The sequence below is a fragment of the Streptomyces minutiscleroticus genome, assembly GCF_014650875.1.
Taxonomy (GTDB): Bacteria; Actinomycetota; Actinomycetes; order Streptomycetales; family Streptomycetaceae; genus Streptomyces; species Streptomyces minutiscleroticus.
This window is the reverse complement of the sequence record NZ_BMVU01000019.1, coordinates 24,759-46,872: the sequence shown is the minus strand read 5'-3', so window position 1 is coordinate 46,872 and position 22,114 is coordinate 24,759. Positions and strand designations below refer to the sequence as shown.

The following is a 22,114-nucleotide window of genomic DNA, read 5'->3' as shown; positions in this document are numbered from 1 at the left end:
CGCCGCCCGCGCGTCACTGCCCGGCCGCGACGACTTCGTCGACCGCGTCGTGGCGGATGCGTTCCGAGGGGATGCCGTTGTCCACCAGGGCGTCCACGCCGCTGCGGATCATGCCGGGCGGTCCGGAGAGATAGGCGTCGTACTCGTACCAGGGCCCGTACTCGCGCACCGCGTCGGGGAGTTGGAGGTGCGCCTGCTGGTCGACGACGGGCCGCACCTCCAGCCAGGGATGGCTCTGCTGCATCCGCAGCATGGTGTCGATGTCGTACAGGTCGTGGCCGGTGCGGGCGCCGTAGAAGACCTCGACCCGGCGCCGGTCGCCGTGTTCGGCGACGTCCTCGACCAGGGCCTTGATCGGCGCGATGCCGGTGCCGCCGCCCAGGCAGAGCAGCCCGCTGTCGCTGGTGTGGTCCACGGTCATGGAACCGGCCGGAGGGCCGAGACGGACGACGTCGCCCCGGCGGGCCCGGTGCACCAGCGCGTTGGAGACCCAGCCGGCCGGCACCGCCTTCACGTGGAACGACAGCAGTCCGTCGGAGCGGGGTGAGGAGGCGAAGGAGTAGTGCCGCCAGACCCGCGGCCACCAGGGCGTCTCCAGAGTCGTGTACTGGCCCGCGAGGAACGGGTACGGCTGGTCCGGGCGGACGGTGATGACCGCGATGTCCGACGTCCTGAGCTCGTGCGCGACGATCTCGGCGTGCCACCAGGCGGGGGCCCGCCGCTCGTCCTCGGCGGCCGCGTCGATCATGATCTGGGAGAGGGCCGTGTAGGTCCGGACCCAGGCCGCCTCGACCGTCGCGTCCCAGGTCTCCCCGGCGAACCGGCTCAGCGCGCCGAGCAGGCACTCGCCGACGGCCGGGTAGTGCTCGGCCCGGGTGCCGTACTTGCGGTGCCCCCGGCCCAGATTGCGCAGGTACGCGACCAGGACCTCGGTGTCGTCGATGTGCTCGGCGGCGGTCAGCAGGGCCTTGAACAGCCGGTCCCGCTGGGTGTCCATCGCCGCGGGGAACAGGGCGCGCAGCTCCGGGTGGCGCACGAAGAGCAGCGCGTAGAAGTACGAGGTGGCCTTGTCGGCCACCGGGCCGACCTCGGCCAGCGTGCGACGGACCAGGATCGCGTCGGGGGATGCCTCCGGGGCCGGGGGCACGGGCCTGTCCACCGGCGCGTACCCCGGCGGCAGCATCAGGTGGGCCGGCCGGGCGTGCCGCTGTTCCTCCACGGCACTGCCGCCGCCCGTCGTGGAAAGGCCGGCGGCGGGGCGGCCCACGGGACGCATCCCCGCCAGACGATTGCCTTCCCTGGTCTCCCTCGCGCCGTCCTGAGACGGCTCCGGCTGCCTGTGCGGCGTGAACCATCCGTTGTCCTCGCCGCCCCCCGAAGAACCGCTGTCGGCCGACGCGGTGGTCGGAGCGTCCATAGGTTGCCTCGCCTCGAAGCTTCGTCGGTCGTTTTCTCGCACTTCCCCGGCAGGAAGGCGTCTGATTTCCCCCCGTGAGTGGTTCGCTTTCCCCGTTCGCCCTTCGCCCGGACCACATCGGATCCATTCCGTCCCGGAATGCTCGCCCCTATGGGCAAACAAGGCGCGAAGGTGGCATTGGCTGCACTATCGCCCTGGCAGCATCCCATGCCCCGCTGGTGCTACGACGGCGTAACCGAAAAGCCGGGTCTTCGATCTCTGCGCCCGGTTAGGCTGCATTCCCCCGCGTCTGTCCACGGACCGGAGACCCCGGGTCCACAACAGGCACACACTCCTCGAAGCCCCCGCCACCCTCAGCCCGGTTGCCGAGATCGCTTCCCTTTCACGGAGTGGGCGAGAGTTGCACTTTCGCTTATTCAATTACCGAGTTCGCCTCACGAATTCACAGGCGCCCTGCGCTTCCCGTCCCGGCGGAAGTGCGCCATTCATCCGCGGGACACCGATCACCATCGGTGGTGAGGGACAGAGAGGGACACCGTCACCGCGCCGGGCAGTTCCCTCTGCCGGGCGCGGGGGATCTCGTCCGCAAAGAACTGTTTCACGTGAAACATCACCACCCGTACGCCCGTCCCTCTTCGGTGACAGTTGCGGCTCCTGGACCACGCGATCCGGTGTGACGTGGCCAAAAGCCGCGTACGTATGCCCGCAAACCGGTGGACGCCGAGGCCACGTGTCGGACAGCCTGACCTGCGTGCAGACTCCTTCCCCCGCCTTCCTGCCCATCCGCCGTCTGACGCCTCGCGACCTTCCCGCCTGCGCCGACTTGTCCGAGAACCGGGGCTGGCCCCGTGAGGAGCACAAGTGGGGTCTGCTGCTGGCGGCCGGCACGGGGTACGGCATCGACGATCCGGACGGCGGTCTCGTCAGCGCCTGCGTCGTGACCGAATACGGTGCCCGTGAGCGGCCCGAGCTGGGTGCGATCGGCATGGTCCTCGTCGCCGAACGCCACGCCCGGCAGGGCGTCGGCCGCCGTCTGATGCGTCACGTCCTCGCCGAGATGGGCACCACCCCGCTGACGCTCTACGCCACCGCCTACGGCCGCCCTCTCTACGAAGAGCTGGGTTTCAAGGCCACCGGACGGGCGGAGATGGTGCGCGGCCGCTTCCGCCCCGGCGGCCCGGCGCCCGCGATCGCGACCCGGCGGGCCGCCGCCGACGACATCGCCGCCATCGTGCGCCTCGACGAGCAGGTGTTCGGCGCCGACCGCACGCACGTGATCGCGCGGCTGCCCGCCTTCACCGACCGGCTGCACGTCGCCGAGGAGAACGGCTCCCTCATCGGGTACGCGGCGATCTGGCCCAACATGGACACCCATGTCGTCGGCCCCCTGATCGCCCGGGACACCGAGACCGCGAAGGCCCTCGTCACCTCGCTGGCCGAGTACTCCGACCGGCCGCTCCGCACCGACGTCGACGTACGGCACGAGGAGTTGCTGGCCTGGCTGAAGAAGCGCGGCCTCGCCTCCGCCGGCTCCAATGCCGTCATGACGTACGGCATCGCGGAGCTGCCCGGCGACTGGACCCGCCGTTTCGCCCCGCTGACGGTGGCGGCGGGCTGAGCCCTTCCGGGACGGTACGCGCGTCCGCCCCCGAGGACCCCTGATCGCGGGATTCCCCGGGGGCAGACGCATGCACGGAGCGGGACGACCGCGCCAGGGCGGCCGTCACGATCAGGGACGGAGGGCGCCTCTGACCGGAAGCGCCGCCGACGCCGATCGCTCTGCCCGACCAAAATATTTGCACGCGCCTCATACCGGCAAAGGCTCACTATTGCGACGTTGGTCTACCCTGGAACGCGTCCTTTCGGGACGCAGGAACGGAGGAAAGGCCATGACCGCGACGGACCCGTCGCTCACCGCCCTCGCCCAGGGCTGGTGCGCCCTCTCCCTGCTGCACGGGAGGATCGAGGCCCACATCGAACGGGCCCTGCAGACCCGTCACGGTCTCAGTGTGCGCGAGTACTCGCTGCTCGACGTGCTCAGCCGGCAGCACGACGGCGAGGGCGGGCATCTGCAGATGAAGCAGGTCGCCGAGGCCGTCGTCCTCAGCCAGAGCGCCACCACGCGACTGGTGACCCGTCTGGAGGATCGCGGGCTGCTGTCCCGCTACCTGTGCCCGACCGACCGCCGCGGCATCTATACGAACGTCAGCGAGGAGGGTCTCGCCCTGCTGGAGGCGGCGCGCCCCACCAACGACACCGCCCTGCGCGAAGTGCTGGCCGAGGCGGCGAAGGACCCGCAGCTCGCTCCTCTGGTGCGCGTCGTGGAGTCCGGGGGCTCGACGGCCGGTTCCGCCTAGAGTGCGGGCATGGGAGATCTTGAGATACGCCCCGCCGTCGCGGGCGACGTACCGGCCGTCGTGGCGATGCTGGCAGACGATCCACTGGGCGCGCAGCGGGAGTCACCGGACGATCTGAGTCCCTACTACGCCGCCCTGGAGCGGCTGTCGGGTGATCCGAACCAGCGTCTGGTCGTGGCCGTGCGTGAGGGACGCGTCATCGGCACGCTCCAGCTCACGATCGTGCCCGGCCTCTCCCGCCGCGGAGCCGTCCGCTCGATCATCGAGGCCGTACGCGTCCACGCGGACGAACGCGGCAGCGGTCTGGGCACCCGGCTCGTCGAGTGGGCCGTCGACACCTCACGGCGCGAGGGCTGCCGGCTGGTGCAGCTCACCTCGGACGCCACGCGCACCGACGCCCACCGGTTCTACGAGCGGCTCGGGTTCACGGCCTCGCACGTGGGCTTCAAGCTCCAGCTCTGAAAAGCCCGTTGGACCCGCCTCATCGCCCGTACCGATCACCCGGGCAGTCCTCGCCACCCCTCGGGGTCCACTCCGCCCGGTACGGAAGCCCCTTCCTCGTACGGCTCGCGCGTGAAGACGAACGAACCGAGGTCGAGGTGGCTGACGGACCCGTCGGGCCGCCGTACGGGCCGCAGCGGCTCTCCCGCGTAGTAGCCCTCCAGACCGGTCCAGGTGCCGTCGCCGTTCGCCCGGAAGCGCGAGCGGCGGCCGTTGCCGGACAGCGGCTCCAGCGCGACGCCCCCGCCGTCCGTCAGCCGCAGGGCGAACGGGTGCGTGCCCCAGTACCAGGGCCCGGCCAGCGCCAGCACCTCGGCGTCCACCTCGGGCAGCGGCCTCCACGGCTCGGGGATCCGCGGCTCGGCCTCGGCGACGATGCGCACCAGGTCGGCCGCGACGGCGGACGTCAGCGGTCCGGAGGTGCAGTTGGCGAGGACGACGGCCGCCACGTCGTCCTCCACACTGATGCTGAGGTTCGCGAGGAAGCCCGGCAGCGATCCGGAGTGCCCCACGAGGAGCCGGCCGTCCCGGCTCTGGATCTGCATGCCGAGCCCGTACGCGGAACCGGCCGCCACGTCCGCGGCCTCGCCCGGAGCGGCGGGCGTCCGCATCTCCCGGACGGACTCCGCGCTCAGCACCCGCTCGTCTCCCCCGGCCAGGAAGACGGCGAAGCGCGCCAGGTCGCGGGCGGTGGACCAGAGCTGCCCGGCCGGCGCCATGCGGCCGAGGTCCTCCACCGGCTCCGGCAGCAGCACGTCCGCCCAGGGGTGCACCGCCCAGCCCCCCGCATGAGGTGCCCGCGGCTGCGCGCTCGTGCGGCCCAGACCCAGCGGCTCCAGCACCTCCGCGCGCAGCACCTCCTCCCAGGGCGCGCCGCGCAACTTCTCGACCAGGGCACCCAGCAGGGTGTAACCGGGGTTCGAGTAGTGGTGCCGGCGCCCCACGGGGTGCCGGAACGGCCGCTCGCCCAGGACGTCGGCGAGTTCGGGCCGCAGCGATCCCGGTGTGCGCTCCCACCAGGGGGCGGGCGACTCGGCCGCCAATCCGCCGGTGTGCGCGAGCAGTTCGGCGATCGTCGCCTCCCCCGCGCCGGTGCCCGGCAGGTGCTTCTCCAGCGGGTCGCCGAGGTCCAGCAGGCCCTCGTCACGCAGCCGCAGCACGAGGACGGCGGTGAAGGTCTTGGTGATCGAGCCGATCCGGTACTGCACGTCCTCGTCCGGCTCGTGTCCCGCCACCGCGCTGCGCGCCCCGGTCCACACCGTGCCGCCGCCGCGTACGACCGCGGCCACGAGGGACGGCGCGCGCCCCTCGGTCTGGGCGACGGCGACGCGGTGCAGCAGGGCGCGGCGCGTGGCCGGGAGCAGCTCTTCCTGATCAGGTGTCGTCATGCCCCCAGTCCACCTGGTCGGACCGCGGGCGTCGAGCGCATTTCGCCGGGCGCCGGACGCGCTCCGGCGCCTTGACGGGGTCGCTCCGGCGTCGTGGCGGCGGCCCTCCTCAGCCGTGGGGCCGCCCCGCCGTCCACCGGGCGCCGCCGGGCCTCACGTCTGCGCCATGTCCACGAAGCGCGAGTAGTGGCCCTGGAAGGCGACGGTGATCGTCGCCGTGGGCCCGTTGCGGTGCTTGCCCACGATGATGTCCGCCTCGCCCGCGCGCGGCGACTCCTTCTCGTACGCGTCCTCGCGATGCAGCAGGATCACCATGTCCGCGTCCTGCTCGATCGATCCCGACTCACGCAGGTCGGACACCATCGGCTTCTTGTCCGTGCGCTGCTCGGGGCCGCGGTTCAGCTGCGAGAGCGCGATGACCGGGACCTCCAGCTCCTTGGCGAGCAGCTTCAGATTCCGGGACATGTCCGAGACCTCCTGCTGCCGGCTCTCGGCGCGCTTGGAGCCGCCGGACTGCATCAGCTGCAGATAGTCGATGATGATCAGCTTGATGTCGTTGCGCTGCTTCAGGCGGCGGCACTTCGCGCGGATCTCCATCATCGACAGGTTCGGGGAGTCGTCGATGTAGAGCGGCGCCGCCGAGACCTCGGGCATCCGGCGCGCGAGCCGCGTCCAGTCCTCGTCCGTCATCGTGCCGGACCGCATGTGGTGCAGCGCGACGCGGGCCTCGGCGGACAGCAGGCGCATCGCGATCTCATTGCGCCCCATCTCCAGGGAGAAGATGACGCTGGGGAGATTGTGCTTGATCGACGCGGCCCGGGCGAAGTCCAGCGCCAGCGTCGACTTGCCCATGGCGGGGCGGGCCGCGATGACGATCATCTGGCCCGGGTGCAGTCCGTTGGTCAGCGAGTCGAAGTCCGTGAAGCCCGTCGGGACGCCCGTCATCTCGCCGCTGCGCGAGCCGATGGCCTCGATCTCGTCGAGCGCGCCCTCCATGATGTCGCCGAGCGGCAGGTAGTCCTCGCTGGTGCGCTGCTCCGTGACGGCGTAGATCTCGGCCTGGGCGCTGTTGACGATCTCGTCCACGTCGCCGTCGGCCGCGTATCCCATCTGGGTGATGCGCGTGCCGGCCTCGACCAGACGGCGCAGCACCGCGCGCTCGTGGACGATCTCCGCGTAGTACTCGGCGTTGGCCGCCGTCGGCACCGTCTGGACGAGCGTGTGCAGATACGGCGCCCCGCCGACCTTGGTGATCTCGCCGCGCTTGGTCAGCTCGGCGGCGACCGTGATCGGGTCGGCGGGCTCGCCCTTGGCGTACAGGTCGAGGATGGCGGTGAAGATCGTCTCGTGTGCGGGCCGGTAGAAGTCGTGGCCCTTGATCACCTCGACGACGTCCGCGATGGCGTCCTTGGAGAGCAGCATGCCGCCGAGGACGGACTGCTCGGCGTCCAGGTCCTGCGGCGGTACGCGCTCGAAGGAGGAGCCGCCGTCCCAGGCGCCGCCGTCGCGGCCCCGGTCGTGCTGCTCGTCCCGGCCGCGGCCGCCGTCCCTTCGGCGGGAGGTGGGCAGTCGATCGCTGGGACCGCTGTCGGCCCACGGATCGTCCAAGGGCTCGGAGATACTCACCGGGCCACCTCCTCACGTCCGGCACACGGACCTCGCCGTGCCCCTCTTTCTTACGGCACGGCACTGACAAAACGAGGGCCCGGCTCCGGTTCTGGCGCGTCGGACGCACGAGGTTCCGGAACCGCGGGACGGAGCGGGCGCCGGACCACGGTAGGCCCGCGGAGGGCGTCAGCCAATCTGGTTATCCACAGGCTCTGTGGACGACGGCCCCGATGCTGTGGAGAACTCGGCGAAACCTGTGCACGACCCGGTGGACAGCCCTGTGAACAAGCCCGCCTGCGCTTTTCCACATACCCTCTGAACAGCGGTTTTGGCATCCACCGGCTGTGCAGAAGAAAAACTTCCCCGGTCGGACCAAGATTGTCACGAAGGGTGCGCGACAGTGCGTGCAGCGACACCACCCGTAAGGATCGAAGGCGGCTTGCATCTCTTACCTGTGGAAGATTAGATTGGCGCGCATGACACAGGCTTCCGAGGCGCACAGAACCGTCCGGCGCCGGCACGACCGGGAGATCGTCGCGCTGGCCGTCCCGGCGTTCGGTGCGCTCGTCGCCGAGCCGCTCTTCGTGATGGCCGACAGCGCCATCGTCGGCCACCTGGGCACCGCCCAGCTCGCCGGACTCGGCGTCGCCTCCGCCCTCCTCACGACGGCCGTGAGCGTCTTCGTCTTCCTCGCGTACGCCACCACGGCCGCCGTCGCCCGGCGCGTCGGCGCCGGTGATCTGCCCGCCGCCATCCGGCAGGGCATGGACGGCATCTGGCTCGCACTGCTCCTCGGCGCCGCGGTGATCGCCGTCGTCCTGCCGACGGCGCCGGGCTTGGTGGACCTCTTCGGCGCCTCCGGGACCGCCGCGCCCCACGCGATCACATACCTGAGGATCTCGGCGCTCGGCATCCCCGCCATGCTCGTGGTGCTCGCCGCCACCGGTGTGCTGCGCGGACTGCAGGACACCCGGACCCCGCTCTACGTCGCCGTCGCCGGCTTCGTCGCCAACGCCGTGCTCAACGCCGTCCTCGTCTACGGGGCCGGGCTCGGCATCGCCGGTTCCGCCTGGGGCACCGTCCTCGCCCAGTGCGGCATGGCCGCCGCCTATCTGTTCGTGGTGGTCCGCGGCGCCCGCGCCCACGGCGCCTCGCTGCGCCCCGACGCCGCCGGCATCCGCGCCTCCGCCCGGGCCGGCGTCCCTCTGCTGGTGCGGACGCTCTCGCTGCGGGCGATTCTGATGATCGCCACCGCCGTCGCCGCGCGCCTCGGCGACGCGGACATCGCCGCCCACCAGATCGTCCTGTCGCTGTGGAGTCTCCTCGCCTTCGCCCTGGACGCCATCGCGATCGCCGGGCAGGCCATCATCGGCCGCTACCTCGGCGCCGGGGACGCCGAAGGGGCACGCGACGTCTGCCGCCGCATGGTGCAGTGGGGGATCGCCGTCGGCGCGGTGCTCGGCCTGCTGGTGGTCGCCTCCCGACCGCTGTTCCTGCCCCTCTTCACCGGTGACCCGCTGGTGAAGGACGCCGCTCTGCCCGCCCTCGTCCTGGTCGCCCTCGCGCAGCCCGTCTGCGGCATCGTCTACGTCCTGGACGGCGTGCTGATGGGCGCGGGGGACGGGCCGTACCTGGCCCGGGCGATGGTGGTGACGCTGGCGGTCTTCGTCCCCGCGGCCCTGCTCGTACCGCGGCTGGGCGGGGGCCTCACGGCCCTGTGGGGAGCGATGGCCCTGATGATGCTCGTACGCATGCTGACGCTGTGGCTGCGCTCGCGCTCGGGCCGCTGGGTCGTCACGGGCGCCACGCGCTGACCCCGCCGCGCCGCCGACGACTTCACGCGGCGGCCCCGCCGCATCGCCACCGGCTTCACGTGCCGGTCCCGCCGCATCGCCGCGATCTCCACGCGCTGATCCCGTCGCGACGCCGTCGGCTTCACGCACCGGTCGTCGGTCCGCGCCGTTTCACGTGGAACGCCGCGAAGCGGTGCGGGCGGCGAACGTGTCCGCGGGCGCCCGCGCGCAGGACTGGGCCACGGCTTTCGGAGACAGCGAGAAGGGCCGTGCCCGAAGGCACGGCCCTTCTCTCAGCTGCGCTGATCACTCAGCTCCGCCGAGTACGGCACTCAGGCCGCGACGACCTCGATGTTGACCTTGGCGGCAACCTCGGGGTGCAGACGCACGGACGTCTCGTGGGCGCCCAGCGTCTTGATCGGCGAGCCCAGCTCGATGCGGCGCTTGTCGACCTCGGGGCCACCGGAGGCCTTGATCGCCGAAGCGATGTCGGCCGGGGTGACGGAACCGAAGAGACGACCGGCGTCGCCGGAGCGGACGGCCAGGCGGACCTTGACGCCCTCGAGCTTGGCCTTGATCTCGTTGGCCTGCTCGATGGTCGCGATCTCGTGGATCTTGCGAGCACGGCGGATCTGCTCGACGTCCTTCTCGCCGCCCTTGGTCCAGCGGATCGCGAAGTTCCGCGGGATCAGGTAGTTGCGAGCGTAACCGTCCTTGACGTCGACGACGTCGCCCGCGGCACCGAGGCCGGAGACCTCGTGGGTGAGGATGATCTTCATGAGTCGGTCACCCTTCCCTTATCGCGCGGTGGAGGTGTAGGGCAGCAGCGCCATCTCACGGCTGTTCTTGACGGCCGTGGCGACGTCACGCTGGTGCTGCGTGCAGTTGCCGGTCACGCGGCGGGCACGGATCTTGCCGCGGTCGGAAATGAACTTCCGCAGCATGTTCGTGTCCTTGTAGTCCACGTACGTGACCTTGTCCTTGCAGAAAGCGCAGACCTTCTTCTTCGGCTTGCGCACAGGCGGCTTCGCCATGGTGTTTCTCCTGTGTGATCAAGAAGTGGGGTGCGAGCCCGTTCCTAGAAGGGGGGCTCGTCCGAGTAGCCGCCGCCACCGCCGGAGCCGCCGCCCCAGCCGCCGCCACCGCCGCCGCCCTGGTTGCCGCCGGCGGGAGCGCCGGTCGCCCAGGGGTCGTCGGCGGGAGCGCCGCCGCCCTGCTGGCCGCCACCGGGGCCGCCGCCCCAGCCGCCGCCCTGCTGGCCGCCGCCACCGCCGCCGCCGTAGCCGCCCTGGCCACCGCGGCCGGTGGTCTTGGTGACCTTGGCCGTGGCGTTGCGCAGGCTGGCGCCGACTTCGTCCACGTCCAGTTCGTAGACCGTGCGCTTGACGCCCTCACGGTCCTCGTAGGACCGCTGCTTCAGCCGGCCCTGCACGATGACGCGCATGCCTCGCTGAAGCGACTCGGCGACGTTCTCCGCCGCCTGGCGCCAGACCGAGCAGGTCAGGAAGAGGCTCTCGCCGTCCTTCCACTCATTGGTCTGACGGTCGAAGGTGCGGGGCGTGGACGCGACGCGGAACTTCGCGACCGCCGCACCGGAAGGGGTGAAGCGCAGCTCGGGGTCGTCGACAAGATTGCCGACGACCGTGATGACGGTCTCGCCTGCCATGGGGTACCTCTCGGCGGGTTTGCTGCTGGCTGCTTGTGCTGCTACTCGAGACCCGGGACCTGCTGAGCGGAGGGGCTCAGTGGGTCTCGGGACGGAGGACCTTGGTCCGGAGGACCGACTCGTTCAGGTTCATCTGGCGGTCGAGCTCCTTGACGACCGCAGGCTCGGCCTGCAGGTCGATGACCGAGTAGATGCCCTCGGGCTTCTTCTTGATCTCGTACGCGAGACGACGACGGCCCCAGGTGTCGACCTTCTCGACCTTTCCGTTGCCCTCGCGGACGACGGAGAGGAAGTTCTCGATCAGCGGGGAGACAGCACGCTCCTCGAGATCGGGGTCGAGGATGACCATCACCTCGTAGTGACGCATGTGGAACCCACCTCCTTTGGACTCGGCGGCCACGGTCGTTCCGTGGCAGGAGGGTTGTGATGCGTACGCAACGGTATCGGCCGCCACTGACAATCGGGCCCGCGACCGGGATCCCCGTCGGGGTTCCCTGTGGACCTCCGGGGGTCCCGGGAGCCACCTGTCGCGGTCCGGCCCTGGTCAGGGCAGACACCGGTGCAGACGGTACAGAGTACCCGCACACCTGCTTCCGGTTGAAATCCGGCGGCGACCGGCGTCAGTCTGGACACATCGGCTGTGTGCGGCGCTACGATGCGCCGCCTTTCGCAGGAGGTGCCTCATGGCACAGACAGTGCGGCCCATCGTCAACGGCTCCCTGCTCGCGACGGACCACAAGCCCCACCCCCTCCAGGACACGCTCCTCGCCGTGACGGTCGTGCTCGGCCTCACCGCGTTCGTCACGGGTTTCTTCGCCCACCTGCACCTTCTGAGCTCGTGGGCGGGCCTGATCGGCATCTTCACCGGCGCCACCGGCCAGTTCGTCTCCGTGACGACGCGCGAGCGCTTCGGGATGGTCGTCGGCCTCGGCGCCGCCGGCGTCGGCCTCCTGCTCGGCATGGCGCACGGCGGTCCCTTCGGCGGCGTCATCGGCTGATCCCCGGGCCGGGGCGGACGAGCCCCCGGTACGCTCCCCACCTCCCCGTACCGTTCCTCGGACGGCCGTCCGGACCGTCGGCCGGCACCTCTGCCGGGCGGCCCGGACGGGCTCCGGGAGGTCCCCGCCGCGTACCGGCGGGAGAACAGGTTCCGTGCGGCCAGTCGGGGCGCTCGCAGGGCGCAGTAGGCTTCGCGCGAGAGCCGGAGCCCCTGTACCCATGGGGACACACCAGCCCGAGGAGCGCCCCGACATGAGTCTGACCCTGAGGACCATCAGCCGAGAGCAGCATCTGGCGTACATCCAGAGTCTGCCCGCGGCGAGCCACATGCAGGTTCCCGCCTGGGCAGACGTCAAGGCCGAATGGCGTTCCGAGAACCTCGGCTGGTTCGACGACCGGACCGGCGAGATGGTCGGCGCGGGGCTCGTGCTGTACCGGCAGCTGCCGAAGATCAAGCGCTATCTCGCCTACCTGCCCGAGGGACCGGTCATCAACTGGTTCGCCCCGAACCTGACCGACTGGCTCGACCCGATGCTCGCGCACCTGAAGCAGCAGGGCGCCTTCTCCGTGAAGATGGGCCCGCCGGTGATCATCCGGCGCTGGGAGTCCACGTCCATCAAGAAGGGCATCCAGGACCCGGACGTGAAGCGCCTGCGCGACATCGAGGCGGACTTCATCGAGCCGCGCGCCTTCGAGGTCGCCGACAAGCTGCGCCGCATGGGCTGGCAGCAGGGTGAGGACGGCGGCGCCGGCTTCGGCGACGTGCAGCCCCGCTACGTCTTCCAGGTGCCGCTGGCCAACCGCTCCCTGGAAGAGGTCCACAAGAACTTCAACCAGCTGTGGCGGCGCAACATCAAGAAGGCCGAGAAGGCCGGCGTCGAGGTCGTCCAGGGCGGCTACCAGGACCTGGAGGAGTGGCAGCGGCTGTACGAGATCACGGCCGTCCGCGACCACTTCCGGCCCCGCCCGCTGTCGTACTTCCAGCGCATGTGGACGGCCCTCAACACCGAGGACCCCAACCGCATGCGGCTGTACTTCGCCCGGCACAACGGCGTGAACCTGTCCGCCGCGACGATGCTGGTCGTCGGCGGTCACGTCTGGTACTCCTACGGCGCCTCCGACAACATCGGCCGCGAGGTGCGGCCCTCGAACGCCATGCAGTGGCGGATGCTGCGCGACGCCTACGCGCTCGGCGCCACCGTGTACGACCTGCGCGGCATCTCCGACTCGCTGGACGAGACCGACCACCTCTTCGGTCTGATCCAGTTCAAGGTCGGCACGGGCGGGCAGGCGGCCGAGTACCTCGGCGAGTGGGACTTCCCGCTCAACAAGCTGCTCCACAAGGCGCTCGACATCTATATGTCGCGTCGCTGACCTGGGCTTTCCGTTCCATATTCTGACTCACCGCCGATACGAAAGGTTCCGGGACCGGCCATGGCGCTCACGCTCTACGTCGACACCGCGCGCTGGCGGGCACACCACAAGCACGTACAGGAGCAGTTCCCCGGGCTCGTCCCGGTCTGCAAGGGCAACGGCTACGGCTTCGGGCACGAGCGGCTGGCCGACGAGGCCACCCGCCTCGGCGCGGACGTCCTGGCCGTCGGCACGACGTACGAGGCAGCCCGGATCAAGGACTGGTTCGGCGGTGACCTGCTGGTCCTGACGCCGTTCCGGCGGGGCGAGGAGCCCGTGCCGCTGCCGGACCGCGTCATCCGCTCCGTGTCCTCGGTGGACGGCGTGTACGGCCTGGTGGGCGCCCGTGTCGTCATCGAGGTCATGTCCTCCATGAAGCGGCACGGGGTGAGTGAGCAGGACCTGCCCCAGCTCCACGCCGCCATAGAGAACGTGCGCCTGGAGGGCTTCGCGATCCACCTGCCGCTGGACCGCACCGACGGCTCGGACGCCGTCGAGGAGGTCATCGGCTGGATGGACCGGCTGCGCGCGGCCCGGCTGCCGCTGCACACCATGTTCGTCAGCCACCTCAAGGCCGAGGAGCTCGCCCGGCTCCAGCAGCAGTTCCCGCAGACCCGCTTCCGGGCCCGCATCGGGACGCGGCTGTGGCTGGGCGACCACGAGGCCACCGAGTACCGCGGGGCCGTCCTGGACGTCACGCGTGTGGCGAAGGGCGACCGCTTCGGCTACCGGCAGCAGAAGGCGGCCTCGGACGGCTACCTGGTCGTCGTGGCGGGCGGCACGTCGCACGGGGTGGGTCTGGAGGCCCCGAAGGCCCTGCACGGCGTCATGCCGCGCGCCAAGGGCGTCGCCCGGGCCGGCCTGGCCACGGTCAACCGGAACCTGTCGCCGTTCGTCTGGGCGGGCAAGCAGCGCTGGTTCGCGGAACCCCCGCACATGCAGGTGTCGATCCTCTTCGTGCCGTCGGACTCCCCGGAGCCGAAGGTCGGCGAGGAGCTGGTGGCCCACCTGCGGCACACCACCACGCAGTTCGACCGCGTCGTGGAGCGCTGACTCCCGTACGCACACGCGCGAAAGGCCGTGCACGGACGCCGTGCACGGCCTTTCGCATGGGTTTTCCCCCTCCGCGGCGCCGCGGCGCCGCGGAGGGTCTCTCAGGGCGTCCGGTCCTCCGTGGACGCGCCCTGGCCGCCCCACTCCACCGGCGGCCCGCCCAGGGGCTCGCCGTGCCGCGGCGGGCGGGCGGCCACACCGAGCGCGAAGGCGTCCGGCGCGCCGTCCAGCACCCCGCCGGAGGGGTCGTCGTCGCCCGACCGGCGCACCACGTCCCGCTCCGGCATGAGGATGTCGCGGACGACCACGGCGCACAGGTACAGCGTCCCGAGCAGATGAACGGCGATGGCGAGCTGGTAGCCCTCGGTGGGCAGTCCCTTGTGGGCGTCGCCGCTGGTCGTGTACGCGAGGTACATCCAGATCCCGAGGAAGTACACGACCTCGCACACCTGCCAGATCAGGAAGTCCCGCCACTTGGGCCGGGCCAGCACGGCGAGCGGGACCAGCCACAGTACGTACTGCGGCGAGTAGACCTTGTTGGTGAGGATGAAGGCGGCGACGATCAGGAACGCGAGCTGGGCGAAGCGGGGCCGTCGGGGGGCGGTCAGACAGAGCGCCGCGATCCCGACGCACGCGAGGAGCATCAGGACCGTGGCGAGCGTGTTGACGGTCTCGGTGGTCGGCGGGTCGTCCGAGCGCTGGGCGAGGAGCAGCCAGAAGGACCCGAAGTCCACGCCCCGCTCCTGGCTGAACGTGTAGAACTTCGACCAGCCGTCGAAGGCGAAGTACATCACCGGCAGGTTCACCACCAGCCAGGCGACGGCCGCGCCCGCCAGGGCCGTCCCGTACTCCCGCCACCTGCCCGCACGCCAGCACAGGACGAACAGCGGCCCCAGCAGCAGGACGGGGTACAGCTTGGCGGCCGTGGCGAGCCCCAGCAGGACGCCGAAGGCTAGCGCGCGGCCCCGGGACCACATCAGCATCGCGGCGGCCGTCAGAGCGACCGCCAGGAGGTCCCAGTTGATGGTGGCGGTCAGGGCGAAGGCGGGCGCCAGGGCGACCAGCAGACCGTCCCAGGGGCGCCGCCGGTGGGTGCGCGTCACGCAGACGGCGATGACCGCCGCGCACACCATCAGCATTCCGGCGTTGACCATCCAGTAGATCTGCTCCTGGTCCTGGATGGAGCCGCTGCCGGGGGTCAGCCAGGAGGCGGCCTCCATGAAGACGCCGGTGAGCACCGGGTACTCGAGGTACTCCATGTCGCCGGGGAGCCGGTCGAAGTACGGCACGAGCCCCTCGGCGAAGCCGCGGCCCTGGTAGAGGTGCGGGATGTCCGAGTAGCACGCGTGGGTGTACTGGGAGCTGGCCCCGAAGAACCAGGCCCCGTCGTAGCACGGCAGCTTCTGGACCATGCCGAGGGCGAACATGCCGATCGCGACGAGCGCGATGACGCGTACGGGCGTCCAGGTGGACGTCCCGAACAGCACCCGCCGCCCGAGGGGGCCGCCGATCAGCTCACTGCCGGCCGCCGCGACCGGGTCCTCCCTGGTCGGCCGCACCGGCTCCGGCTCGCGCTCGCTCGTGCGCGTCGTCTCTGCACTGGGCATGCCGCACATCCTGCCGTACGAGCCCGGGAATACACCGAGGGCCGCCGCACCCGGTGGGTGCGGCGGCCCTCGTTTCACGTGAAACGCCCGGCGGTGGCTATCCGTCCGACCCTTCGAAGAGCCCGCCGTTGCCGTTGCCTCTGCTGTTTCCGCTGCTCTCGGTCGCCGACGGGCTGGAGCTGGCACCGCCGTCGGTCCCGCCGCCGGAGCCGTTGCCGCCTCCGCCGCCCTCCTCGTCGCCGTCGTCGCAGTTCCACTCGAAGGGACGGCAGCTGTCGCTGGGCGACGGCGCGGGCGGCGAGGGGGACTCGCTGGGCTCGGCCTCGTCCTCGCTCGGCGTCTCGCTCGGCGTCTCGCTGGGCTCCTCCTCGGTGACCGACGGCGTCGGAGACGGAGCACCGACCCCGTCCAGGACCTCGCCGATCTCTCCGGCCTCGGGGAAGCCGGGGTCCTCCTCACCCTTCAGCGCGGCCTTCATGTACTCGGTCCACACCGCCGTCGGGATGTCACCACCGTGGATGGACTCCACGCCCGCCGTGCCGTTCATGGAGAGCAGCTGGTGGTTCCTGGGGTTCTCGCGGAACATGGCGACGGAGGTCGAGAGCTGCTGGGTGTAGCCGACGAACCAGGCGGACTTGTTGCTGTCGGTGGTACCGGTCTTGCCGGCCGCCGCCCGGCCCAGCGCCTTGGCCTTCTGCGCCGTACCGTTCTCGATGACGTTCTCGAGGACCTTCGTGACGTTGTTCGCGACCTTCTCGGGCATCGCCTGGGTGACCTTCGGCTTGGTGAAGCCGGGCTCGTCCTGCCCGTCGTGCTTCACCGAGACCACCGAGTACGGGTCGGCCTGCTTGCCGGAGGCCGCGAAGGTCGCGTACGCGTCGGCCATGCGGATCGCGCTGGGAGTCGACGTGCCCAGCGCGAACGACGGGTTGAGCGTGGCGAAGCTGGCGTCCAGGATGCCGGACTTCTCGGCCACGTCGCGGACGTTCTTCATCCCCACGTCCATGCCGAGCTGCACGAACGGGGTGTTGACGGACTGCTCCATCGCCTTGTGCAGGGTGATGTAGCCCCAGGGATGGTCGCTCTCGTTCTCCTGGAAGAACACCGAGTTGTCCTTCTTCAGGACGTAGCTGCCGTCGTTGTTCCTGATCTTCAAGTGGTCGTTGCCGTTGTACTTGCTCTGCGGGGAGATCCCCACGCCGTCACTCGCGTACGTCCCGTACTCCATCGCCGCGGCGAGCACGAACGGCTTCCACGTCGAACCGACGGGCACGCCCGAGGTGTCGGCGTTGTTGTTGAAGTGGTCGTTCTCGTACCCGGCACCGCCGTACAGCGCCACGATCGCGCCGTCGTTGGGCTTCACCGAGGCGGCGCCGAACTGGACGTACTTGTCGCGTTCGCGCTTCTTCGGATCGATGTTCTCCTTCTCGATCTTCTGAACCGCCTCGGTCAGCGCTTCGACTTTGTCCTTCTCGAAGGTCGTGTAGATCTGGTAGCCGCCCTGGTCGAACTGGGCCTGCGGGATGTCCGAGTGGTTCAGCACGTACTTCTTGGCCGTGTCGACCAGGTAGCTGATCTGGCCGCTCATGCCCTTGGTCGCCTTGAGCCCCTGGGGCATGGGGTACTTCTCGGCGGCCTTCTGGTAGTCGGCGTCCGAGAGGTGCCCGTCCTTGTGCATCTCGCCGAGGATCCAGCTCCAGCGCTCCTTCGAGCGCTTGGTGTTGGCCTCGGCGGTGGCCGCGGGGTCGATGCTCGAATTGTCCGCGGGGTCGTAGTACGTCGGGCCCTTGAGCAGAGCGGCCAGGAAGGCGCACTCGCTGTCGGTGAGCTCCACCGCGTCCTTGCCGTAGTAGGTCTGCGCGGCGGCCTGGATGCCGTACGCGCCGCGGCCGTAGTACGACGTGTTCAGGTAGCCCTGGAGGATCTCCTCCTTGGAGAGCCTCGTGCCCACCTTTATCGAGATGAACATCTCCTTGAACTTCCGGGAGAGGGTCTGTTCCTGGCTCAGGTAGGTGTTCTTGACGAACTGCTGCGTGATCGTCGAGCCACCCTGCGTGTCACCGCCGCGAGCCATGTTGGCCAGCGCCCGGGCGATACCCATGGGGTCGACGCCGGAGTCCTCGTAGAAGCTCTTGTTCTCGGCCGAGATCACCGCCCACTGCATGGCCTTGGGGATCTGGTCGAAACTGACGTTCTGGCGGTTCTGCCCGGTACCGACGGCGGCCATCTGGGTCTTGTCGGCCCAGTAGTACACATTGTTCTGCGACTTGGCGGCGTCGTTCTCGCTGGGGATGCCGACCATCGCGTAGCCGATCCCGACCGCGGCGACCATGCTGCCGAAGAGGAAGATGCACAGACCGGAGACGAGCCTCCAGGACGGGACCCAGCGCTGCCACCCGTACTTGCCCGCGCGCGGGTAGTCGAGGAAGCGTTTCGACGGAGGCCCCGCGGCGGCGCGGCCTCGGCGGCCGGCCGCCTCGGCGGCTCTGCGGCGGCCTCCACCACTTCTCTGCGCCGCCCGCCGGGCCTCGGCACGGCCACCGTACGGGCGCTCCTCACCCCCCGCTCCATAGGAGTCGGAGGGAGACCCGGTGGCGCCTCGCGGTGCCGCACGGCGGCCGGAGGACGGACCGGGCTGACCGCGTCGGGCCGCGGCACGTCCGCCTCCCTGCGGCTGCGGCGGTTTGCGACGGTGCTCGCTCATCGAACGATTACTCCTCGGGCAGGCGCACCCTTGCGCGCCTGGAAACGGCGGCTGGTTTCCGGTCCCCCCGACATACGGATGCGGCCCATGCGGCATTCACCCGTACTGCACCGAGGGCGAGGACGCCCCCGGCCGTCACTCGGTTCCCGGTGGTGTGCATGGCGCACAGACTACGCACCGCCAAAACCCGCCGAGCGCCGAACTTCGCCTCAAAACAGGCAACTCGCATCCTACGAATCACTGATGTGACGCCGCTCACGATTCCCCCTCTTGTCGCACTTGGAGGGCCGTTCTATCGTCGAGATGTATCGAGTCGATACATCAGCGCGACATAAAGACCGTCACGGCACGTCCGCGGCAGAGAGGAGGCGACGATGAGCCGGCGATCCGGGATCCTCGAGTTCGCCGTACTCGGCCTGCTCCGCGAGTCCCCCATGCACGGCTACGAGCTGCGCAAACGGCTCAATACCTCACTGGGTGTGTTCCGCGCCTTCAGCTACGGGACGCTCTACCCCTGCCTCAAGACGCTGGTCGCAAACGGCTGGTTGATCGAGGAGTCGGGCGGTGCGTCCGGGGACGCCCCCGCGGCGCCCCTCACCGGCCGCCGGGCCAAGATCGTCTATCGGCTGACGGCGGAAGGTAAGGAGCACTTCGAGGACCTGCTCTCGCAGACCGGCCCCGACGCGTACGAGGACGAGACGTTCGCCGCCCGCTTCGCCTTCTTCGGGCAGACGTCGCGCGATGTACGCATGCGCGTGCTGGAGGGGCGCCGGAGCCGTCTGGAGGAGCGCCTGGAGAAAATGCGCGCCTCCCTGGCCCGCACCCGGGAGCGTCTGGACGACTACACCCTTGAGCTCCAGCGACACGGAATGGAGTCCGTGGAGCGCGAAGTGCGCTGGCTGAACGAGCTCATCGAGAGCGAGCGGGCCGGACGGGACCTGCGTCCCGCCGGCGGATCCGCTCAGCAGGACAGCACCACTGGGAAGACGGACGGCCTGCCCCGGAACCGGGACGACTCGGGTCCGGATCCGTCCGACGACACCGCCACCTGAGGTCCTGCGTCGGCAGGACCTCGTCGAGAACACACAGGGAGCAACCGGAATGGGTTCGGTTCGCGTAGCCATCGTCGGCGTGGGCAACTGCGCCGCCTCGCTGGTCCAGGGCGTCGAGTACTACAAGGACGCCGACCCGGCCGCCAAGGTCCCGGGTCTGATGCACGTCCAGTTCGGCGACTACCACGTCCGCGACATCGAGTTCGTGGCAGCCTTCGACGTGGACGCCAAGAAGGTGGGCCTGGACCTCGCCGACGCCATCGGCGCCAGCGAGAACAACACCATCAAGATCTGCGACGTGCCCAGCTCCGGTGTGACCGTCCAGCGCGGCCACACCCTCGACGGCCTCGGCAAGTACTACCGCCAGACCATCGAGGAGTCGGCCGAGGAGCCGGTCGACGTCGTCCAGGTCCTCAAGGACAAGCAGGTCGACGTGCTCGTCTGCTACCTGCCGGTGGGCTCCGAGGACGCGGCGAAGTTCTACGCGCAGTGCGCCATCGACGCCAAGGTCGCGTTCGTCAACGCCCTTCCGGTCTTCATCGCCGGCACCAAGGAGTGGGCGGACAAGTTCACCGAGGCGGGCGTCCCGATCGTCGGCGACGACATCAAGTCGCAGGTCGGCGCCACCATCACGCACCGCGTCCTGGCGAAGCTGTTCGAGGACCGCGGCGTCGTCCTGGACCGCACGATGCAGCTGAACGTCGGCGGCAACATGGACTTCAAGAACATGCTCGAGCGCGAGCGCCTGGAGTCCAAGAAGATCTCCAAGACCCAGGCCGTCACCTCGCAGATCCCCGACCGGGACCTCGGCGAGAACAACGTCCACATCGGCCCGTCCGACTACGTCGCCTGGCTCGACGACCGCAAGTGGGCCTACGTCCGCCTCGAGGGCCGCGCCTTCGGCGACGTCCCGCTGAACCTGGAGTACAAGCTCGAGGTCTGGGACTCCCCGAACTCCGCGGGCGTCATCATCGACGCGCTGCGCGCCGCGAAGATCGCCAAGGACCGCGGCATCGGCGGCCCCATCCTGTCGGCGTCGAGCTACTTCATGAAGTCCCCGCCGGTTCAGTACTTCGACGACCAGGCCCGCGAGAACGTCGAGAAGTTCATCAAGGGCGAGGTCGAGCGCTGAGGCCGCTCCCTCCACGCGTGATCGGCGAGGTCCCCGGGTGGGTCACCCGGGGACCTCGCCGTATGTGAGGCTGTGCCCCATGGCTGTCGTACGTGACCTGCGGGTCCTGCTGCGCTTCGGGAACTTCCGGCGGCTGCTCGCCGTCCGCCTGCTCTCCCAGGGTGCCGACGGCGTCTACCAGACCGCACTCGCCACGTACGTCGTCTTCTCCCCGGAGAAGCAGACCTCGGCGGCCGCGATCGCCTCCGCCATGGCCGTCCTGCTGCTGCCGTACTCCCTCGTCGGCCCCTTCGCCGGCGTCCTGCTGGACCGCTGGCGGCGCCGTCAGGTCTTCGTACACGGCAGTCTGCTGCGGACGCTCCTCGCCGGCCTGACCGCCGTGCTGATGCTGGCCGACGTCCCGGACTGGCTCTTCTACGTCTCCGCGCTCTGCGTCACCGCCGTCAACCGCTTCGTCCTGGCCGGGCTCTCGGCCGCGCTGCCCCGGGTCGTCGACGCGGACCGCCTCGTCATGGCCAACTCGTTGTCGCCCACGGCCGGCACGCTCGCCGTGACGGTGGGCGGCGGCCTCGCCTTCGCCGTGCGGATCGTCGTCGCGGACACCGACGCCGCGGTCGTCCTGCTCGGCGCCGTCCTCTATCTGTGCGCCGCCCTGGCGGCGCTGCGCATGGCCCCGGGCCTGCTCGGCCCCGACCGGGCCGCGGACCGTCCGCGGCTGTGGGACACGGTGGCCGGGACGGTCCGCGGACTGGGCGCGGGCGTGCGCCATCTGACCGAGCCGCCGCGGCGGCAGGCCGCCTGGGCGCTGGCCTCGATGACGCTGATGCGCTTCTGCTACGGCGCGCTGACCGTCACGGTGCTGATGCTGTGCCGGTACGCCTGGTCGTCGGGCTCGGACGGCGACGGCCTCGCTCTGCTGGGACTGGCCGTGGGGCTCTCCGGCGCCGGCTTCTTCGTGGCGGCCGTGATCACTCCCGCGGCGGCCGTCCGGCTGCGGCCCGGTGGCTGGATCGTGGTCTGCTCGGCGGCTGCCGCGGTCCTGGTGCCCCTGCTCGGTCTGACGTTCGCCGTGGTGCCGGTCCTGCTCCTGGCCTTCTTCCTGGGCGTGGCCACCCAGGGATCGAAGATCGCGACGGACACCCTGGTGCAGTCCTCGGTCGACGACGGTTTCCGTGGCCGGATCTTCTCGGTGTACGACGTGCTCTTCAACGTCGCCTTCGTCGGCGCCTCCGGTGTCGCCGCCCTCATGCTGCCCCCGGACGGCCGCTCGGCGGCTCTGGTAGTCACGGTGACCTTCGTCTACGCGGCGGTTGCTGCCACTATGGCGCGGTTTGCCCGGCCCTAAGTGTCACATCAATGACACAGAGTCCTTTCGGACAGGCGAGTTGTCAGTGTTGGCCGATAACTTACGTGGGTCTTATACG

General features: G+C 70.1%; 19 protein-coding genes. 10 read left to right on the top strand and 9 right to left on the bottom strand.

The window, feature by feature from the left end; translation table 11 throughout:
• Positions 1–13 precede the first annotated feature (13 nt).
• Positions 14–1,417: a globin domain-containing protein gene (locus tag IE271_RS19670; RefSeq protein WP_190191668.1), complete on the bottom strand. Its 1,404-nt coding sequence runs from the start codon at positions 1,415–1,417 to the stop codon at positions 14–16.
• 751 nt (positions 1,418–2,168) lie between these two features.
• Here IE271_RS19670 and IE271_RS19665 point away from each other — a divergent pair.
• The 3 genes from IE271_RS19665 to IE271_RS19655 all read left to right on the top strand — a co-directional run bounded on the left by IE271_RS19665 (position 2,169) and on the right by IE271_RS19655 (position 4,236).
• Positions 2,169–3,035: a GNAT family N-acetyltransferase gene (locus IE271_RS19665; RefSeq protein ID WP_190191667.1), complete on the top strand. Its 867-nt coding sequence runs from the start codon at positions 2,169–2,171 to the stop codon at positions 3,033–3,035.
• Positions 3,036–3,306: 271 nt separating this feature from the next.
• Complete coding sequence (locus tag IE271_RS19660; RefSeq protein WP_190191666.1) at positions 3,307–3,774, top strand: MarR family winged helix-turn-helix transcriptional regulator; 468 nt, start codon at positions 3,307–3,309, stop codon at positions 3,772–3,774.
• Between the two features lie 9 nt (positions 3,775–3,783).
• The gene (locus IE271_RS19655) at positions 3,784–4,236 is read left to right on the top strand and encodes a GNAT family N-acetyltransferase (RefSeq protein WP_190191665.1); all 453 of its coding nucleotides are present in this window, start codon (positions 3,784–3,786) and stop codon (positions 4,234–4,236) included.
• A 35-nt stretch (positions 4,237–4,271) separates the two neighbouring features.
• Here IE271_RS19655 and IE271_RS19650 read toward each other — a convergent pair whose 3' ends face one another.
• Positions 4,272–5,663 carry a serine hydrolase domain-containing protein gene (locus tag IE271_RS19650; RefSeq protein WP_190191664.1) on the bottom strand — a complete coding sequence of 464 codons (1,392 nt, stop codon included), beginning with the start codon at positions 5,661–5,663 and terminating at the stop codon, positions 4,272–4,274.
• Between the two features lie 153 nt (positions 5,664–5,816).
• Positions 5,817–7,289, bottom strand: coding sequence for a replicative DNA helicase (gene dnaB, locus IE271_RS19645; protein WP_190191663.1), 1,473 nt, complete (start codon positions 7,287–7,289; stop codon positions 5,817–5,819).
• A 458-nt stretch (positions 7,290–7,747) separates the two neighbouring features.
• Between dnaB and IE271_RS19640 the strand changes: the two genes are divergently transcribed.
• Positions 7,748–9,085 carry an MATE family efflux transporter gene (locus IE271_RS19640; protein WP_190191662.1) on the top strand — a complete coding sequence of 446 codons (1,338 nt, stop codon included), beginning with the start codon at positions 7,748–7,750 and terminating at the stop codon, positions 9,083–9,085.
• Between the two features lie 311 nt (positions 9,086–9,396).
• Here IE271_RS19640 and rplI read toward each other — a convergent pair whose 3' ends face one another.
• The 4 genes from rplI to rpsF all read right to left on the bottom strand — a co-directional run bounded on the left by rplI (position 9,397) and on the right by rpsF (position 11,097).
• Positions 9,397–9,843 (bottom strand): 50S ribosomal protein L9, encoded by a 447-nt coding sequence (gene rplI, locus IE271_RS19635; protein ID WP_190191661.1) that lies wholly within the window; start codon positions 9,841–9,843, stop codon positions 9,397–9,399.
• Positions 9,844–9,861: 18 nt separating this feature from the next.
• Positions 9,862–10,098 (bottom strand): 30S ribosomal protein S18, encoded by a 237-nt coding sequence (rpsR, locus tag IE271_RS19630; RefSeq protein WP_003949403.1) that lies wholly within the window; start codon positions 10,096–10,098, stop codon positions 9,862–9,864.
• Between the two features lie 44 nt (positions 10,099–10,142).
• Entirely contained in the window at positions 10,143–10,730 is a 588-nt protein-coding gene (locus tag IE271_RS19625; protein WP_190191660.1) for a single-stranded DNA-binding protein, read from the bottom strand.
• Positions 10,731–10,806: 76 nt separating this feature from the next.
• A complete protein-coding gene (rpsF, locus tag IE271_RS19620; protein WP_004950685.1) occupies positions 10,807–11,097 on the bottom strand; it encodes a 30S ribosomal protein S6 in 291 nt (96 codons plus the stop codon).
• A gap of 316 nt (positions 11,098–11,413) precedes the next feature.
• Here rpsF and IE271_RS19615 point away from each other — a divergent pair, with 316 nt between their 5' ends.
• The 3 genes from IE271_RS19615 (at position 11,414) to IE271_RS19605 (ending at position 14,195) form a co-directional block, all read left to right on the top strand.
• Positions 11,414–11,728: a hypothetical protein gene (locus tag IE271_RS19615; RefSeq protein WP_190191659.1), complete on the top strand. Its 315-nt coding sequence runs from the start codon at positions 11,414–11,416 to the stop codon at positions 11,726–11,728.
• 253 nt (positions 11,729–11,981) lie between these two features.
• Positions 11,982–13,103 carry a peptidoglycan bridge formation glycyltransferase FemX gene (gene femX / locus IE271_RS19610; RefSeq protein WP_190191658.1) on the top strand — a complete coding sequence of 374 codons (1,122 nt, stop codon included), beginning with the start codon at positions 11,982–11,984 and terminating at the stop codon, positions 13,101–13,103.
• A gap of 60 nt (positions 13,104–13,163) precedes the next feature.
• The gene (locus IE271_RS19605; protein WP_190191657.1) at positions 13,164–14,195 is read left to right on the top strand and encodes an alanine racemase; all 1,032 of its coding nucleotides are present in this window, start codon (positions 13,164–13,166) and stop codon (positions 14,193–14,195) included.
• Between the two features lie 101 nt (positions 14,196–14,296).
• On the opposite strand, the gene IE271_RS19600 is transcribed toward IE271_RS19605, so the two are convergent.
• The gene (locus tag IE271_RS19600; RefSeq protein ID WP_190191656.1) at positions 14,297–15,811 is read right to left on the bottom strand and encodes a glycosyltransferase family 87 protein; all 1,515 of its coding nucleotides are present in this window, start codon (positions 15,809–15,811) and stop codon (positions 14,297–14,299) included.
• A gap of 88 nt (positions 15,812–15,899) precedes the next feature.
• Positions 15,900–18,506: a transglycosylase domain-containing protein gene (locus IE271_RS19595; protein ID WP_190191655.1), complete on the bottom strand. Its 2,607-nt coding sequence runs from the start codon at positions 18,504–18,506 to the stop codon at positions 15,900–15,902.
• Positions 18,507–18,880: 374 nt separating this feature from the next.
• Between IE271_RS19595 and IE271_RS19590 the strand changes: the two genes are divergently transcribed.
• From IE271_RS19590 to IE271_RS19580, 3 genes are all read left to right on the top strand, one after another.
• Positions 18,881–19,558 carry a PadR family transcriptional regulator gene (locus tag IE271_RS19590; protein WP_190191654.1) on the top strand — a complete coding sequence of 226 codons (678 nt, stop codon included), beginning with the start codon at positions 18,881–18,883 and terminating at the stop codon, positions 19,556–19,558.
• Between the two features lie 49 nt (positions 19,559–19,607).
• Positions 19,608–20,690 carry an inositol-3-phosphate synthase gene (locus tag IE271_RS19585; RefSeq protein ID WP_190191653.1) on the top strand — a complete coding sequence of 361 codons (1,083 nt, stop codon included), beginning with the start codon at positions 19,608–19,610 and terminating at the stop codon, positions 20,688–20,690.
• Positions 20,691–20,769: 79 nt separating this feature from the next.
• The gene (locus IE271_RS19580; RefSeq protein ID WP_190191652.1) at positions 20,770–22,035 is read left to right on the top strand and encodes an MFS transporter; all 1,266 of its coding nucleotides are present in this window, start codon (positions 20,770–20,772) and stop codon (positions 22,033–22,035) included.
• Positions 22,036–22,114 lie beyond the last annotated feature (79 nt).